General features: G+C 42.4%; 14 protein-coding genes. 4 read left to right on the top strand and 10 right to left on the bottom strand.

Translation table 11 applies throughout. The annotated features are described in order from the left end of the window. Positions 1-342: 342 nt before the first annotated feature. Positions 343-1395, bottom strand: a complete 1053-nt coding sequence (locus QL982_RS05720) for a histidinol-phosphate transaminase (protein WP_290164082.1) — start codon at positions 1393-1395, stop codon at positions 343-345. A gap of 416 nt (positions 1396-1811) precedes the next feature. Next, entirely contained in the window at positions 1812-3923 is a 2112-nt protein-coding gene (uvrB, locus tag QL982_RS05725; protein ID WP_290164081.1) for an excinuclease ABC subunit UvrB, read from the bottom strand. A 449-nt stretch (positions 3924-4372) separates the two neighbouring features. Here uvrB and QL982_RS05730 point away from each other — a divergent pair, with 449 nt between their 5' ends. From QL982_RS05730 to dps, 3 genes are all read left to right on the top strand, one after another. Beyond that, positions 4373-4825: an ATP-binding protein gene (locus QL982_RS05730; protein WP_290164080.1), complete on the top strand. Its 453-nt coding sequence runs from the start codon at positions 4373-4375 to the stop codon at positions 4823-4825. 222 nt (positions 4826-5047) lie between these two features. Then, positions 5048-5827, top strand: coding sequence for a tRNA(His) guanylyltransferase Thg1 family protein (locus QL982_RS05735; protein ID WP_290164079.1), 780 nt, complete (start codon positions 5048-5050; stop codon positions 5825-5827). Positions 5828-6027: 200 nt separating this feature from the next. Continuing rightward, complete coding sequence (gene dps / locus QL982_RS05740) at positions 6028-6510, top strand: DNA starvation/stationary phase protection protein Dps (RefSeq protein WP_290165093.1); 483 nt, start codon at positions 6028-6030, stop codon at positions 6508-6510. Between the two features lie 207 nt (positions 6511-6717). Here the strand turns inward: dps and QL982_RS05745 are convergent, their stop codons facing one another. The 4 genes from QL982_RS05745 to QL982_RS05760 all read right to left on the bottom strand — a co-directional run bounded on the left by QL982_RS05745 (position 6718) and on the right by QL982_RS05760 (position 10131). Beyond that, positions 6718-7806, bottom strand: a complete 1089-nt coding sequence (locus tag QL982_RS05745) for a cation diffusion facilitator family transporter (protein ID WP_290165091.1) — start codon at positions 7804-7806, stop codon at positions 6718-6720. Positions 7807-7936: 130 nt separating this feature from the next. Beyond that, the gene (locus QL982_RS05750; protein ID WP_290165089.1) at positions 7937-8452 is read right to left on the bottom strand and encodes an acyl-CoA thioesterase; all 516 of its coding nucleotides are present in this window, start codon (positions 8450-8452) and stop codon (positions 7937-7939) included. A gap of 326 nt (positions 8453-8778) precedes the next feature. Next, positions 8779-9189: a DUF2177 family protein gene (locus QL982_RS05755; protein ID WP_290165087.1), complete on the bottom strand. Its 411-nt coding sequence runs from the start codon at positions 9187-9189 to the stop codon at positions 8779-8781. 39 nt (positions 9190-9228) lie between these two features. Continuing rightward, positions 9229-10131, bottom strand: a complete 903-nt coding sequence (locus QL982_RS05760; RefSeq protein WP_290165085.1) for a LysR family transcriptional regulator — start codon at positions 10129-10131, stop codon at positions 9229-9231. Between the two features lie 108 nt (positions 10132-10239). Between QL982_RS05760 and QL982_RS05765 the strand changes: the two genes are divergently transcribed. Continuing rightward, on the top strand, positions 10240-11412 hold the full coding sequence (locus tag QL982_RS05765; RefSeq protein WP_290165083.1) for an MFS transporter: 1173 nt from the start codon (positions 10240-10242) through the stop codon (positions 11410-11412). Between the two features lie 101 nt (positions 11413-11513). Here QL982_RS05765 and QL982_RS05770 read toward each other — a convergent pair whose 3' ends face one another. The 4 genes from QL982_RS05770 to QL982_RS05785 all read right to left on the bottom strand — a co-directional run bounded on the left by QL982_RS05770 (position 11514) and on the right by QL982_RS05785 (position 16586). Then, entirely contained in the window at positions 11514-12968 is a 1455-nt protein-coding gene (locus tag QL982_RS05770) for a cyclopropane-fatty-acyl-phospholipid synthase family protein (protein ID WP_290190212.1), read from the bottom strand. 122 nt (positions 12969-13090) lie between these two features. Further along, on the bottom strand, positions 13091-14011 hold the full coding sequence (locus QL982_RS05775) for a DUF1365 domain-containing protein (RefSeq protein WP_290190213.1): 921 nt from the start codon (positions 14009-14011) through the stop codon (positions 13091-13093). A gap of 40 nt (positions 14012-14051) precedes the next feature. Continuing rightward, entirely contained in the window at positions 14052-15791 is a 1740-nt protein-coding gene (locus tag QL982_RS05780) for an FAD-dependent oxidoreductase (protein WP_290165077.1), read from the bottom strand. A 57-nt stretch (positions 15792-15848) separates the two neighbouring features. Beyond that, complete coding sequence (locus QL982_RS05785) at positions 15849-16586, bottom strand: SDR family NAD(P)-dependent oxidoreductase (RefSeq protein WP_290165075.1); 738 nt, start codon at positions 16584-16586, stop codon at positions 15849-15851. Between the last annotated feature and the right edge of the window lie 107 nt (positions 16587-16693).

Genomic DNA, 16693 nt, shown 5'->3' on the forward strand with positions numbered 1-16693 from the left:
TGTTTGACTGCGATTTATCTCATTTTTATCACCATTTTTAAAATGAGGACACGCCCTAGGCTTTCTTGCTACACAATATTTTGGAATGCTATATGGATGGTGAGGTTTACACCGATATGGTAAGTGGCATTGCATCGTATTACAAGCATTCTACGCGATGAAAACCATCATCATTCCATTATAGAATCTTTGGCATGGCCTTTTTAAAATAAAATCGATACGTTAATTCTCTTGTGCTAGGGCATGTCTTCAATTCAAACGACTGTCATCTAACTGGGCTAAAAATGAGGACGCACCCTAATAGGATAAGTGTTTCAATTTAATGATCTTTTACTGCACGATTCAGACCCAGCCTTTTTCACGAAACAATCTTAATGTTTCAATAAAGACCGTCATCTCATCAGGTGTGCCAAGCGTGACACGGCTAAAGCTTTGAATAGGTGGAAACTCTCGACCCACCACAATTCCGTGCTCGTGCATTCTCTCGATGTATACTTTTACATCACCTTTGACTTCATGAAAAATAAAGTTGGTTTGAGATGGTAAATAGCGCAGTCCCAACTCGTCCAACGTAGTTTCCACCATTTGCCTTGATTGATTGGTCGTATGCAGACTCAATGCCAAAAATGCGTTGTCATCTAACGTTGCTATCGCGGCGACAGCAGCAGACAGATTGGTGTTATCCACCGACATCAATGCCCCAATCTCTGAGGCCATTTGAGGATTGGTAATCACGTAGCCGACTCGCATGGCCGCCAGCGCAAACAGTTTTGAAAAGGTGCGAGCAACGATAAGATTGTCTGATATTCCTTGTTTTATCCACTCAATCCCGCTCTCAAAACTTGGGTCGGTCACATATCCTGAATACGCTTCATCCAATAAAAAATAATGATTGTTTGGGGCATTGGTTACCCAGTTTCTAAGCTTGGCCGTTGAGGTAATGATGCCAGTTGGGTTATTTGGATTACAAATATAAAGTAAGCTAATGCCATCAAATGCATTGGCAATGCTCTGTAGTTCGTCAAAATCCAAATCGCAACTGTCAGGCATGAGCGGTACACTGACCACAGGAATGCCAAGTGAGTCTGCATATAATTCTGCACAAGCAAAAGTGGGTGTTGGCGCGACCAATTGAAACGGCTGGCCAGTCTTCAATCCTTTTTGATACAACATTTGTACAACCATTCGAATGCTCTCAATGGATCCGTTACCCAGTAAAACGTGGTCTTCGGTCACCGCATTGGCCAGCGCAATCTTACCAATCAATTTGGCTCGTTGCGCATCGGGATAGCGAAAGCTATTGTCCAAAGTATCGACAACCGCTTGTCTGGCAGACTCTGCCATGCCTAATGAGTTTTCGTTTGCGTCTAACCTTAATAAATTATCAGTATGCATAATTAATGATACGCCTAAATGTCAGTGGATAATAAAGTATAATTTAGTGATTCATATCATATTAAGTGGCATTTGGTATAAATACAAGTTTTGTAATAGCCAAACATTAGTTATTTATTATCATGGATAAAATCATGCTTATTTTGGCTTTAAACAATCCATAAAAAAGGTGAGCGGCACGATATGCCACTCACCTTTTTATTCAACACACACGATCAAAAGTCAGACTATGAACAGCCGCCTTATTAGGGCGTGTCCTCAATTCAATTGATCATATCTAAACGGGCTAAAAATGGCTAAATTTTGCCAAACATCGTTAAATAGCTGGTTAATATCCCGATATTATCTGCGCTATTTTCCTTGTTTGACTGCAATTTATCTCATTTTTATCACCATTTTTAAAATGAGGACACGCCCTAGATTAAATGCGCTTTTAACTCTAGTACTTTGTCACGCGTTTTTGCTGCATCCTCAAACTTCAAATCACGCGACATCTGCTTCATGAGTTTTTCAAGACGATTGATTTCTTTGGCCAGTAAATCAGGACTACGTAAGATGCTAATATCGACATCAGGCAGATTACTCTTGATTGGAATCACTTGATTGTCATTGGCATTCTGGTCATCACCCGTATCGATTTTATCCGTAATACTACGACGCGCACCTTTCGGCGTGATGTTATGCTCTAGGTTAAACGCCACTTGTTTTTCACGGCGGCGGTCCGTTTCGTCTATCGCCTTTTGCATACTGTTGGTGATGCGATCCGCGTATAAAATGGCTTTACCATTGATATGACGCGCGGCGCGTCCGATGGTCTGAATCAAAGCACGCTCAGAACGCAAAAAGCCTTCTTTATCGGCATCAAATATCGCGACCAACGATACCTCAGGCATATCCAAACCCTCACGCAACAGATTGATACCGACCAGTACATCATGCACGCCAGTTCGTAGCTCGTGAATGATTTGCATACGCTCGACAGTATCGATATCAGAATGCAAATATGCCACTTTGACATCGTATTCTTTGAGGTAGCTGGTTAAATCTTCTGACATGCGCTTGGTCAACGTGGTAATCAATACACGCTCATCTTTTTCGCGGCGTTTGGTAATCTCGGATAGCACATCATCGACTTGCGTCAATACGGGACGTATCTCAATTTCAGGATCAATCAAACCAGTCGGACGTACGACCTGCTCTACGACTTGCTCGCTGTGCTCAAGCTCATACAAGGCTGGCGTGGCACTCACGTAAATGGTTTTCGGCTTGATACGCTCCCACTCTTCAAACTTCATCGGGCGGTTGTTCATCGCACTTGGTAGACGAAATCCGTAATTGACCAAGTTTTCTTTACGTGATCTATCACCTTTATACATCGCGCCAATTTGCGAAACGGTCACGTGTGACTCATCGAGGAACAGCAACGCATCTTCTGGAATATAATCAAACAACGTCGGCGGTGCTTCTCCTGATGGACGGCCAGACAGATGCTGCGAGTAGTTTTCGATGCCATTACAGTAGCCGAGCTGCTGTATCATCTCAAGATCATACTGGGTACGCTCTTTGAGACGCTGTGCTTCAATCAACTTATTGTTTTCACGGAAATATTCCAATCGTGGCTCTAGCTCCGCACGAATGGTATGACTGGCCGCTTCTAGTTTATTGCGCGGTGTCACATAATGTGATTTTGGATAAATGGTAATACGTGGCACGCTACGTACGGTCTTACCCGTTAATGGATCGAACCAAGTGATTTTCTCCACTTCATTGTCAAATAAATGTACTCGAACGGCCAATTGCTCAGATTCAGCTGGATAGATATCTAGCAGCTCACCACGCAAGCGATACGTACCACGGCCAAAATCCAATTCGTTACGCATATATTGCATTTCAACTAGACGCTTAATCGTCGCCGTACGATCTATGTTATCGCCCACGACCACATGCAGTAGCATTTTTAGATAGCTTTCAGGATCACCCAAACCATAGATACAAGATACTGACGCCACGATAATCGCATCACGGCGCTCTAGTAAGGCACGCGTGGCTGACAGACGCATCTGATCGATATGATCGTTGATGGCACTGTCTTTTTCGATAAAAGTATCACTCGCCGCTACATAAGCCTCAGGCTGATAATAATCATAATAACTGACGAAGTACTCAACCGCATTGTTAGGAAAGAATGATTTAAACTCACCATATAGCTGAGCGGCAAGGGTTTTATTATGCGCCATGATAATGGTTGGACGCTGAGTTTCAGCGATGACCTTTGCCATGGTATACGTCTTACCAGAACCCGTCACACCTAGTAGCAACTGCTCATCCATGCCCGAATTGATACCGTTGACCAGTTTTTTGATGGCTTGCGGCTGATCGCCTGCTGGCTCAAAATCCGTGACCATCTCAAAGGCACGACTCGATATTTGCGTCCCTGACGCATTGACACCACTGATTTCAGCTTCACCTTGGAGCTGAGTGGCCAATTGATTTAACTGACGCGATGAGCGCGGTTCAGGCATACGCATAATGGCTTTCTTCCTAATTCTTATAATGAGGTAAGGTTTATAACAATATGGGGTCTGAATGTCGGTTTTTAAAGGACAAGAATGAGACTTACTGTATGGCTGAAACGCTGTTAATTCGTACAGAAAATTTGGGCGTATCATCAATGAGCACATTGATACATTCGGTGGTATTAAAACGGCTGAATTTTGCCAAACATCATCAAAAGTTTAAGAATGTCTCGATATTATCTGCGCTATCTTCCTTGTTCGACGGCCATTTATTACACTTTTATGGCCATTTTTAAAATGAGAACACGCCCTATAGATTTTAAAATAAAATGTATAAATTAGGGTCTGTTGAACATTCAAATATTAGGGCTGCTGATTGATAAGTATTGCGAATAAAGGTAGCAATTGAGATGATTAGTAAATATGATAATATTTTATGACAGCTCAGGTTTGATAGCTCTATGCAACTTATTCTGTTTATTGGCATCCAAGGTGCTGGAAAATCTACCTTTTATCAGCGCCAATTTTTTCATAGCCATCTGCGCTTAAACAAAGATATGCTCAATACCAATCACCGATTACAGCGGCTGTTTGAAGCTTGTCTTGCCAGCAAAACTCAAGTAGTAGTGGATAAGACCAATGCCACATCGGCAGAGCGTGCCGACTATATCCACGCGGCAAAAGCGGCAAATTTTGCAGTTATTGCCTATTACTTTGATTGTCCATTTAAAGACGCCTTAGCACGTAATAACAATCGCACAGGCAAAGCGAAAGTTCCTGAGATTGGCGTCAAAGGTACGGCTAAGAAGATGCAACACCCCCGCTTTGAAGAAGGTTTTGATAAAATATTTACTGTAACGGTCAGCCATGATAATTTTCGTATTAAAGAAAACTTGGAAAATCCAGTTTACTAGGGTGTGTCCTCATTTCAAAAATGGCCATAAAAATGAGATAAATGGCCGTCAAACAAAAAAAATAGTGTCGATAATATCGGGATATTATCGATACTATTTGACGATGTTTGGCAAGATTTAGCCATTTTTAGCCCAGTTAGATGACTATCGTTTGAATTGAGGACATACCTTAAGCCGTTTACTTACCGAGCACCCTATTCATCAATTAATATTGAGAGCTTTATGCGTTTTGAAGAGTTAGATACTCGCCTACGAGTGTATGAGACGGCTCATGACCTTTGTGTTATGCCAGAGATGTTTGTTGTTGTACGTTTAGATGGACGCGGCTTTACCAAAAAAACTAAAGAGACTTGGCAACTTGATGCTCCTTTTGACACTCGCTTTCATGAATTAATGGTAGCCACTACAAAGCATCTTATGAGCTGCGGCTTCAATATCATTTATGGCTATACTCAGAGTGACGAAATATCATTATTATTCCATCCTACAGAAGACACATTTAAACGCAAACTTCGTAAAATTAATTCAGTGCTAGCTGGTGAAGCCAGCGGCTTCTTTAGTGTTACTCATGGACAATTAGCAAGTTTTGACGCTAGAGTCTCACAGCTACCCAATACATCATTAGTGCAGCAGTATTTTCGCTGGCGGCAAGAAGATGCTCATCGCAATAGTCTAAATGCTCACTGTTACTGGTTACTGCGTAAGCAAGGTATAGATTCCAATTCGGCGACGATGCAAATGGCAGGTAAGGCGTTAGAAGACAAGCACGAGCTCCTTTATCAGCATGGTATTAATTATAATGAACTCCCCAATTGGCAAAAACGTGGTACAGGTATATATTTTACAGAAGTCAATAAAACTGGCTTTAATCCTAAGAGCAACAGTCCAACCGTCACACAACGCCGTATATTAATAGCAAATACAGATTTACCACTTGGCGAAAAGTATGATGCTTTTATCGCAAAATTATTACCAACTGATTTGACGATACAATCTGTATAAATTAAGCATTTATTTTTACAAAGCTTTTCATGGTTAACAAACTCGTTACACGACCACCTAACAAAGCCTAACACTCAAGGGTTCCAACATTGATTTAAGCTGCTATCATTTATAACGAATCAACAAGCAGTACTTATACAACCTATTAAATAACAATAAGTTAAATATTCAATAAAACAAAATATATAACGGAGTAAAATATGAGAGAACGTTACGCAAGTGGCATTTCAGACGATACTGCCAAAAAAATGATTGATTTGCTAAACGCTAACTTAGCAAATGTTATCGATTTAACGTTAGATGGCAAACAGTGCCACTGGAATCTACAAGGTACTGGTTTCATTGGTGTGCATCAATTACTGGATGAGACATCAGCTCGTATCCTTGAAGTATCAGATACTATCGCAGAACGTATTGTTATCTTGGGTGGTCAGCCGAACGGTTTGGCCAGTCGCGTGGTAAAAGAGTCTATCTTAGACGATTACCCAACTGATATCACTGAAGTCGATCAACATGTTCGTGAGTTGACTAGCCGCTATAAAAAAGTCGCAGAGACATTGCGTAAAGCAATCGCTACTGCTGGCGATGCAGGTGACGAAGATACCGCTGATTTATTTACAGAAGCCAGTCGTATCATCGATAAAGATGCATGGTTCATCGGTGCAAACGCACCAAAGAAATAAAGACTGTCCGTTGACATACGCTTAGCGTCTGTTGAATAACATATTTATAATCTTACATGAAGAAAAGCCGTCATTATCGACGGCTTTTTTGTGTCTTAGATTTCTACACTCTTAGATTTCTACGCTTTGAATACAGAAAAAGCAACAAATAGCATTGGGGAAAATCATCCTAATATTGCTATGTACTCTTCCTATCAACTGTATAAATCAAATATCCTCTAGACTCAGCAGCTCAGCGTTAGGTTCTGATAGTGTCAAAATAGCTTCTTGAAAGACAGGATTGCCTCGGAATAAATTTTCAATCTCTTCAAATTTTTGGGCAATTTCTTTTTCTTTTTGATTACCTGCGATGTCTACTGCCGCCACCATAAATATCTTTTTTGGGCCGACCCATTCTAAGTGCAAATAGGACACACTATCGATATCTGGATGATTAAGCAGCTCACTTAAGACATATTCATGCATACGGTCAGTGACTCTATATCCCACTAAAAAATCTCGGTTGCGACTGATTAAAAATATGGCGACAACGCCCAGTAGTAGACCGACGATAATAGACCCTAGAGCATCCCAATACGGCTCTCCCGTATAAGCATGCATACCCATGGCGGCGGCGGCGATAACCAAACCAACGACGGCGGCTAAATCCTCAAAAAACACGCCACGCAAGGTCGGATTGGAAGTATCAACGACATAGCCAAGTGCACTGATATCAAGTGCCTCACCATGTTTTTTACTTTGTCTGTAGGCTTGAATCAATGAAATCCCTTCGAGCACAAACGCCACTGCCAAGACGATAAATCCAATCGTGTAATTGGTCTCAGATTCAGCAGCATTCCATTCTTTGATACCCGTATAAATAGAGACAATCGAGCCTGCCGTAAATACACCAAAAGCAGCAATCATCGACCAGACATAAGACTCTTTGCCGTAGCCTAATGGATGGCTCTTATCAGCAGGTTTGATGGATTTTTTTTCTGCGACGATGAGCAAAGTACCGTTACCAGCATCTGCCCATGAGTGGGCTGCTTCCGCAATCATGGAGGCTGAGCCTGTCATAAAGGCGGCAACTGTTTTTGCAATCGCAATAACGAGATTGGCCCCGACCGCAATCAATACGGTGACGAGTGAGCCTGAATGCTCATCATTGGTTTCAGGGCTTTGGTTAAGGGTGTGTTTTACATTAGGGTCATTTGGAATTTTAGGATTACCTGCCCCCCGTGCACGAGGTGTTTGCGCTTTAGGAGAAGCGGGTAAATGGCGCTGGGGATTAGCAATAGATGGCTTTAGACTCATGCTAGACTCACTGAAATAACGTATTGATGGTAAATATATTCACGACAAATGAATGGCTTTAGATAGATACGATCTTAGAGTAAGTCCTTTACAATATCAGTGTTTTTTTAGTGAGTCCTTGTATGAGTTATTAAGGTGTATTGACGTCGCAGCTAGGGCGATGAGCGCTTTCCATACGTAATTCTTTTCGCTCTTTGGCGGCATCAGCTCGGCATTGCTGCATTTTATTCTTGATATCAAGTGGCGGCACTGCGGTTGGTTTACCTTTGTCATCGATTGCGACCATCGTAAAATAACAACTGTTGGTATGACGGACCGTACGACCACGTACATCTTCTGCTTCGACGCGAATACCTACTTCCATTGAGGTATTACCAACATAATTGACACTAGCTGCAAAAGTAACCAACTCGCCCACATATATCGGCTCACGGAACATGACTTGGTCGACAGACAGTGTCACCACATAGTTCCCACTATAACGACTGGCACACGCGTAAGCGACTTGATCGAGCATCTTTAGCAAATCACCACCGTGCACATTGCCAATGAAATTTGCCATATCAGGCGTCATGAGTATCGACATGTATAGCTCATGATTTAAAGGAGCTTTTTTGGCAGTTGAACTAGTATTGTATTGCGGCATAACGTTCCTTAAATGGTTTGACACTTATTAGGGTCTATTGAACATTTATACAGCAGGTCACCCTATAGCACAAACAGCCCTCTGTCGGTGAATGGTCTAGGTTATGTAAATTGGGACTATTTAAACAACATTTGGGCGTGTCCTCATTTTAAAAATGGTGATAAAAATGAGATAAATCGCAGTCAAACAAGGAAAATAGCGCAGATAATATCGAGATATTAGTCAGCTATTTGACGCTGTTTGGCAAGACTTAGCCATTTTTAACCCATTTAGATGACTATCGATTGAATTGAGGACACGCCCTAGATAAGCCAAGATAATAAGCTTTAGGCCAACCAATGAAAGCGATAAGCAAGCCATGCAACGAGAGCGCTAACTGAACCTGTCAAAATCCCACCCCAAGCAAAGTCTACTAACGCAGTATCTAAGGTAAACCCTTTATATAATGCTAAATTGGTAAAATCATAAGTACCGTAAGCCATCAAGCCAATCAGCCCGCCGAGTAAGAAGATATGACCAACGGATGCGCCTGCTTTGATTTGCGGATACAGTACCAAAATACAAAGTGCCAATATATAAAACATATAAAACACGCCAGCCGCCATCATGTTTGGCTCATCAGCCAATAGATGCCCGATACGTGACTCATAAAAGGCGCCTTTCATAGTCGTCAGCCAGACAGCATCGACACCCAAAAAGATAACCACAGCAGCGAGATAAATAAAAACGTAACCCATGATATTACCTCTTATAAAATGAATAAAAACGGATAAAATTTATAGTGTTAGTCTTGGTTGGATAAAGTCTAAAAATGCCAGAATACGCGAAGATACGGCACTGTTTTTGTAATATACCGCCTGTATGGCTTCACGGTTATTTGGTCTGACTATCGCCTCAGGCAATACTTCAACCAATCTGCCAGATTCTAAATCTTCGCCAATCATAAAATGTGACAGTAAAGCAATGCCCTGATGATTCAAACATAGCTGACGTAAGGTCTCGCCGCTACTTCCAGTCATATGAAAATTGAGCTTCACTGGAGTTTTTAGTGGCCAACTATTTAGTTTTGACGCATCGTTAAAGCCAATTAACTTATGAGTGCTTAAATCATCAACATTCAAATCATCAATATGAGTCACTTCATTATGCTGGTGTAAGTATTCAGGACTGGCTACTAGCCGCAGCTTACTGTTACCTAATAGACGCGCATGCAGATTTGAGTCTTTTAAATCGCCAATTCTGATAGCCAGATCCGTTTTGTGCTCAAGCAAATCGATAATACTGTCATGCGAGGTTAGGTCGAGCGTAATGTGTGGATATTGCGCTAAAAACTCACCAACTAAAGGCGCCAGTTGATGCAACACAAACGGGCTGGCAGCGTCAATTCGTAGATGCCCACTCGGCGCTTGTTTTAACAGCTTAATCGCTTCTTCACCTGTATATAATGTATTTAAACTCTCACGCGCATATCTAATAAAGACATGCCCCTCCTCCGTCAGCTCCAAGCGCCGTGTCGTTCTATTTAGCAGCGTACATTGCAGTGTATCTTCGAGCCTAGATACCGCTCGAGAGACTTTGGCAACCTGCTCATTCAGTAAATTGGCAGCGCCAGTAAAGCTCCCCGTGTCTACTACCGTCAAAAATATCTCTATGTCTTCTGTTTTAGCATGTCCCATCATCATGATTACCTTTACAAAATTGACAAAGGTATTTTGTCATTTGTGCTGTTTTTTGCAAACTATAAATCGGTCAAACTACGCGCATCATTTAATTATTAGGATGTCGTTATGCCACTCGCTTTATGGGCGCTTACTTTAAGCGCATTTGCAATTGGGACAACCGAATTTGTCATCGTTGGATTGGTACCAACTATTGCCACCGATTTGGGCGTGAGCTTACCTTCAGCAGGATTGCTCGTTAGCCTATATGCCGTCGGTGTTGCTATCGGTGCTCCTATACTTACCGCGCTCACTGGCCGCTGGAATCGCAAAATAGTACTGATGAGCCTAATGGGTCTGTTTGTCATCGGCAACTTGCTGGCTTGGCAAGCACCCAGTTATGAAACCTTAATACTCGCGCGTATATTGACCGGTCTGGCGCATGGTGTGTTTTTCTCCATTGGTTCTATGATTGCTACCAGCCTTGTCAGTAAAGAAAAAGAAGCCAGCGCGATTGCCATTATGTTTACTGGACTCACTGTAGCGCTCGTCACTGGCGTACCTCTTGGCACATGGATTGGACAGCACTTCGGTTGGCGCGCTACGTTTTTAGTCGTCTCAGTACTGGGTTTAATCGCTTTAATTGGTAGCGCCATATTAGTACCAAAAAACCTAAAAAAATCTATCCCTGCAACGTTCAAAGAGCAACTACAAGTCATTGTAAAACCACAGTTACTGCTGGTTTATCTCATGACTATCCTTGGCTATGGTGGTACGTTTACGGCATTTACCTACCTAGCACCTATCTTAGAACAGCAGACCAAATTTGCGCCATCAGCTATTGGTCTCATCATGCTCGTATATGGCGTGTCCGTTGCGATCGGCAATATCTGGGGCGGCAAGCTTGCAGATAAACGCGGCCCTATTAGTGCGCTTAGCATTATATTCAGCGCCTTAAGTGTCATTCTTTTATTATTCACCTTTACTATGCAATCCAAGATTGCCGCAGTGCTAACTATTCTGGTATGGGGGGCTTTCGCCTTTGGTAATGTACCAGGCCTACAAATCTACGTAGTCAAGCAAGCTGAAAAATATACGCCGAACGCTGTCGATGTCGCTTCTGGATTGAATATTGCTGCATTTAATATCGGTATCGCATTAGGTTCTATTATCGGTGGTAGCGTGGTTGAAAACATGTCATTGCAAGACACAGCTTGGATAGGTGCTGCCATATCTTTGATGGCGTTAGCGGTGACACGCTATTCTGGCTTTCTTGATAAACGTGCCACTCAAGCAACATAAAATATCTCAATGTACAACCTTTCAATACATGGGTCTCAAACGGTTAATGCGTTATGAGACCTTACAAGCGCTATAACGAAGCCATATCCACATCAAAATATTTACACCGACGCGGTGTCTGCCATCTCTGCTTCATTAAAGACCGTCTCATCATTCAAAACCGTTTTATGATTTAAGACGGCTGATGGCAAATCAGAGAAATGCAGCGTATCGATGTTGTTTGGCTTCACCGCCGTTACTTGTACCACACCGATCGTGCGCTCCAAAAACCCCCCTTCGCAATAGCAAAAGTAAAACTCCCACAGGCGGATAAACGCTTCATCATAGCCAAGCGCAACTATCTCTTCACGCTGCGACATAAATGCTAAGCGCCAATCTCTGAGCGTATGCGCATAATCAAAACCATAGTCATGTAATTGTTTGACGACCATATCGGTCTGCTCGGTGAATTGAGTGGTCAACTCTTGATTTGAGAGCAAACAGCCGCCTGGGAATATGTGCGTTTGAATAAAATCGACCGAATTGACGTAGTCTTGATAATTTTGGTCGTTAAAGGTAATTGCCTGCAGGACCATCAATCCTGTTGGCTTGAGCAAACTATTACATTTAGCAAAGAACGTCGGCAAGTATTCGTGCCCGACTGCTTCAATCATCTCGATACTGACTAACTTGTCATACTGCCCTGTCAGCTCACGATAATCTTGCTTGAGTAACGTCACTTTATCAGACAGTCCAGCTGCTTCGACTCGGCGCTGTGCCTCGCCATACTGCGCGTCAGAGATGGTTGTCGTGGTGACTTTGCAGCCATAGTGTTTGGCTGCATAAATAGCAAAACCACCCCAACCAGTACCGATTTCAATCACATGGTCATCAGCAGTCAATTGTAGACGCTGACAAATGAGCGCCAGTTTGTGCTGTTGGGCATTGCTAAGAGACACATCGGGCGTACGGTATACCGCTGACGAGTACATCATTGTGTCATCTAAAAAACGCTGATACATGTCATTGCCCAAATCATAATGGGCTAGAATATTTGACTTGGAGCCAGACTTGTCATTGCTACGCAGTTGATGCTTTGCTTTTTCAAAGGCTTTACTGACACCTGCAAAGCGATTCTCTAGTTTATTCAATACAGCCAAGTTACGAGCTGCCAACCGAATCAAACCCGTCAAATCATCCGTATCCCACTCGCCGTTGATATAGCTATCTGCTAGCGCAATAGAGCCGCCAAGTAATAGCTGGCGATAGACAGCTGGATCATGAATGGTCAAGGAGACATGTAAGGAGTGACGACCCACTGCCGAACTACTGGCTACGGTAGTAGACTCACTGCCAAAACAGCTGGTCTTAGACGCCTCATTACCGAACGACTCAATGAGAGTAAGGCTGCCAAACTGTATATGCTGCAACGCGCGAAATATCAACTTTCTTGCCACTTTATTGACCCCGCCACTGACGGGTTTTAAGACAGCGCTCTCATTGACCACTTTACTCATCTGTGCAGTTAATCTCTCTGATGTTGAAACAGGTGCTCGATCGGTCAGTCTGGCTGGCATCGTGTATTTATCCTTGTCTAAATGCTTTATTGGTTGGTCTAACATTCATGAAATTTTGGGATTTCTAATGACTTCAAATAGCTAATGGCTTTGAATTGCTAATGGCTGTCTTTTGGACTGTTTTATTTTTGCTGTTGGCTATCTGCTAGCTTTTCATCGTATTTGATATAAGGGACTTTTTTGACGGCATAGAGTTTAAAAGCATGCCAGTAGATACGAGTCAAAGAAGTCAGATTCATCACTGGATTCTGTCGTAAGCTTTTGCGAATAGAGATATCAGTCATTGGTACGCCAGACATCTTTATACCCGTCTTTAGCACTTCACCACGCTCATCACTGATATTAATGGCGATACGAACTTGCAAACAGTTACCTGGCTGTTTTTTTACCTTAACCTGCCAGCGATAGAGCTGATCGATGGGATTAAAAGGTGAGACATGAAAATCTTTATCATGACAAAACTCCGTGTCTTCACCGTCGAGTAAAAACCCATAACAATGACGCTTATCCCATGGTGTATTGGTTACTTCAGCTAACAAGTGCGTTGGTATTTTCTGCTCATCGAAACCTAAATAAAAATTGACTGGGCTGAAGTACAAGCCTGCATCACGACAGACTAGCAAACCGACCATATCGCCTTTCGGCGCGCTACCCGAATACTTAACGAAAGCATCACGCAGACGATTATTAAGTGCTTGAGTAGGATTTAAAGCAACATTGCCATTGGTACCGTCGTTGCTGTTATCTTCATTGCCGCTTAAACCCTCTAATTTCTGCAAATAATCATCTGGGCAAAATTGCTGCAAGGCTTTTTTCTTTGCTGAAAACAACGGCATTTTTTTTATAAGGCTATTTTCGCCAAAAATATTTTTGCTTACTTCAGGAAGTGCCTGCCCTGCAGCTAGTGCGCTGATATTGATGCCCCAATAGCGATACGGGTAGACAAATTTATTCACACTTGGCAGTAACCGGCTGTGCCATGTTGTCCCATGAAATAACTGATGGGGTAAGGCATTATTAGACGAGTAGTCTTCGTTAGACATAGCACTCTCTTTGGTAGTATTTTTTGTTTTAATTCTAAAATTACTTCGGATTACGATAGCCAAATAAGCCACGTTTTTTCTTCTGACCACCATCTATGACGGTAGACTGTAAACGCTCAGCATACTCAACCAGCTCCTGATTGGTGGTCGCTGTGATGACTTCACGCTTATTAAGTTTACGTAACTTGGTATCTGCCTTTACTGGCATGTCTTTATAACGAAATGGCGTATGAGCCCTATCAGCATCAGGCAAGTGAGTCGGATCAACGTCGTCTTTTATCTCAATATCATGGCCCAATGCCTGACAGACACGTAGACCACTGCGCACACCATCTTCATGAAAGCCATTAAACCAATACGCACCGCAAAAATGCGTGTGCAAGCCGTTACCAGAGATGCTCGACCACTTGGTTTGAGCATCAATCATCGCAAGGTCAAATACTGGATGGCTATAATCAATGCTTTTAATGATTTGCTTATCATCGATATTTTTATTAACCGTTTCTGGATTAAGCGTCACTAGATAATTATGCTGCTTGGTGAGTCGCTGCAGGATATTCATATGATAGGTCAGTACAGGCTTGGCAGGGGTTTGTGCGCTTTCAACAGCTTGCTCAATCTCCGTCGTGCTGCCCGATGCTGTTTCATCAATGAGGTAGTTCCAACTTGCCCATGCCAGCGGTTTTTTAGGTAGGACACTGGTGTCGGTATGAAGTACGGCAGTATTTTTTGTAAAACGAAAATGCCCCAGCAATTCAGACTCTTCTGTACTGGCATCTTTTAAAATCTTCAGCGCAGTATCTGCATGACAAGCAAAGATAACTTCATCAAATACAAGGTTTTCGAGCGTGTTATCAGCGTTACCTTTGTCCTGAACCGTCAATAATACTTGCTCACCATCACGAACCACAGACTGTACTGGGCTATTGACTCGTATCTTGCCACCCGCTTTGATAAAGCGTGGCACTAACTTATTAACGTACTGTTTGGAGCCGCCTTTTATCGTAAACCACTGCGGACGATTGACCACATCGAGCAAGCCATGATTGTCGAAGAACTGCGCAAAAAACACCAATGGGAAATCTTGTACCTCATCCAAGCTGGTCGACCAAATAGCTGAAACCATTGGTAGTAGATAGTTATCTGTGAACAATTTACCGTAGTTTTTCTGTGTAAGGTAATTACCAAGTGTTTGCTCAGTGAAGGTGCTCACATCTTGCCCTTGAGCACGTGCCATTTCGTAATCTTGGCGTAGCTGCTTGATGTGCTTATTGAACTGTAAGATATCCTTGATAAATCGCCAGAATTTTGGATTGAGCACGTTTTTACGCTGTGACAATAAAGTGTTAAGCGTATGACCGTTGTATTCAAAATGACGTGCAATATTTTTTACCGAAAAGCTCATGTCTGTAGACTGGAACGGTACTTTTAAGTCGTATAACAACCGAAAGAAGTTAGGATAGGTACGCTCGTTAAAAACAATAAATCCCGTGTCTATCGCACTGGTTTCCACATTGCCCGTTTTTGCTTTTTTGCCATCTTGGAGTGTCACATCAATCGTATTCACATGCCCACCGATGTAATCATTGGCTTCAAAAACTGTTACCTCATGCTGCGCACTCAAGTAATGCGCGCAGGTTAATCCTGAGACACCTGAGCCAATGATGGCGATACGCTTTTGGTCTGTGGTTTGCTTAGAGTCTATCGCAGTCTCACTATTGGTAATCTCATTATTGGCAGCCGATTGACGGTTTGCACGTTTGAAACGAGTAAACGGCATAAAAGCATTTCCTTTGGTATTTTTATGATAAATGACAGGTTTGTTAATGCTGATAAATTATTTTTTATTGAGCTTTTCGCTTACTTGCTGCCAGACCAGATCAGGCAACGCCCCCAATGCCTTTAATGGCACAGTCAGCTTTTTGGGAAATTCAATCACATCATGCCCGCTAGCTATACCGTCACGGATGGCTTGGCTTGCCTGCGCTGGCGTCTGGATAAATGGCATCGGAAAGTCATTTTGTTTGGTCATTGGTGTTTCGACAAAACCAGGCACTACCAAGCTGACCGATACATCATGCGGTGCAAGACTAATCTGTAGAGTTTTCATTAGATAATGAATGGCCGCCTTTGAGCTGCCATAAGCCTCAGCACGGGCAAAAGGCACATAAGCGGACGCTGAACCAATACCAACCAAGCGACCTTTTGAGGCGATTAACTTAGGTAAAACGCCTTCAATAGCGTGCGACAATGTTCCCATATTCACTGACATAACTTTCATAAATGACGCACTATCAAAATTAGGCATATCTAAATATTCACACATGCCAGCACCGCAAATCGCTAAGTCAATCACATCAATCTTCTCAAAAGCTTCTATTACTTTTTCTCGATCCATGAGGTCTAAATCAATGGTCTCAGCCCCCAATGATTTTAGCTCAGCCAATGCGGTATCATCACGGCCAACAGCGTAGACATGATGGTCGTTTAACAAATAATCTTTTGCTAATTGATTGCCGATACCTGACGTTGCGCCAGTAATGAGAATGTGTTGTTTCTTGGGAGAGTTTGTCATTGTCAGTATCCTTTGTTATGTCTTCTATAATATATAGTCAGTTCAAAATAAAACTGTTATGGCTAGGACAAATATCATAAAACAATTTAGATAAGTCATTTTCCATC

Origin of the sequence: Psychrobacter sp. 5A.1 (genome assembly GCF_030407455.1) — a bacterium.
Lineage (GTDB): Bacteria > Pseudomonadota > Gammaproteobacteria > Pseudomonadales > Moraxellaceae > Psychrobacter.

Bases quoted from the DNA above. Each gene is read 5' to 3' on its own strand.
- QL982_RS05720 (WP_290164082.1), bottom strand. From the start codon at position 1,395: ATGCATACTGATAATTTATTAAGGTTAGACGCAAACGAAAACTCATTA.
- uvrB (WP_290164081.1), bottom strand. From the start codon at position 3,923: ATGCGTATGCCTGAACCGCGCTCATCGCGTCAGTTAAATCAATTGGCC.
- QL982_RS05730 (WP_290164080.1), top strand. From the start codon at position 4,373: ATGCAACTTATTCTGTTTATTGGCATCCAAGGTGCTGGAAAATCTACC.
- QL982_RS05735 (WP_290164079.1), top strand. From the start codon at position 5,048: ATGCGTTTTGAAGAGTTAGATACTCGCCTACGAGTGTATGAGACGGCT.
- dps (WP_290165093.1), top strand. From the start codon at position 6,028: ATGAGAGAACGTTACGCAAGTGGCATTTCAGACGATACTGCCAAAAAA.
- QL982_RS05745 (WP_290165091.1), bottom strand. From the start codon at position 7,806: ATGAGTCTAAAGCCATCTATTGCTAATCCCCAGCGCCATTTACCCGCT.
- QL982_RS05750 (WP_290165089.1), bottom strand. From the start codon at position 8,452: ATGCCGCAATACAATACTAGTTCAACTGCCAAAAAAGCTCCTTTAAAT.
- QL982_RS05755 (WP_290165087.1), bottom strand. From the start codon at position 9,189: ATGGGTTACGTTTTTATTTATCTCGCTGCTGTGGTTATCTTTTTGGGT.
- QL982_RS05760 (WP_290165085.1), bottom strand. From the start codon at position 10,131: ATGATGGGACATGCTAAAACAGAAGACATAGAGATATTTTTGACGGTA.
- QL982_RS05765 (WP_290165083.1), top strand. From the start codon at position 10,240: ATGCCACTCGCTTTATGGGCGCTTACTTTAAGCGCATTTGCAATTGGG.
- QL982_RS05770 (WP_290190212.1), bottom strand. From the start codon at position 12,968: ATGCCAGCCAGACTGACCGATCGAGCACCTGTTTCAACATCAGAGAGA.
- QL982_RS05775 (WP_290190213.1), bottom strand. From the start codon at position 14,011: ATGTCTAACGAAGACTACTCGTCTAATAATGCCTTACCCCATCAGTTA.
- QL982_RS05780 (WP_290165077.1), bottom strand. From the start codon at position 15,791: ATGCCGTTTACTCGTTTCAAACGTGCAAACCGTCAATCGGCTGCCAAT.
- QL982_RS05785 (WP_290165075.1), bottom strand. From the start codon at position 16,586: ATGACAAACTCTCCCAAGAAACAACACATTCTCATTACTGGCGCAACG.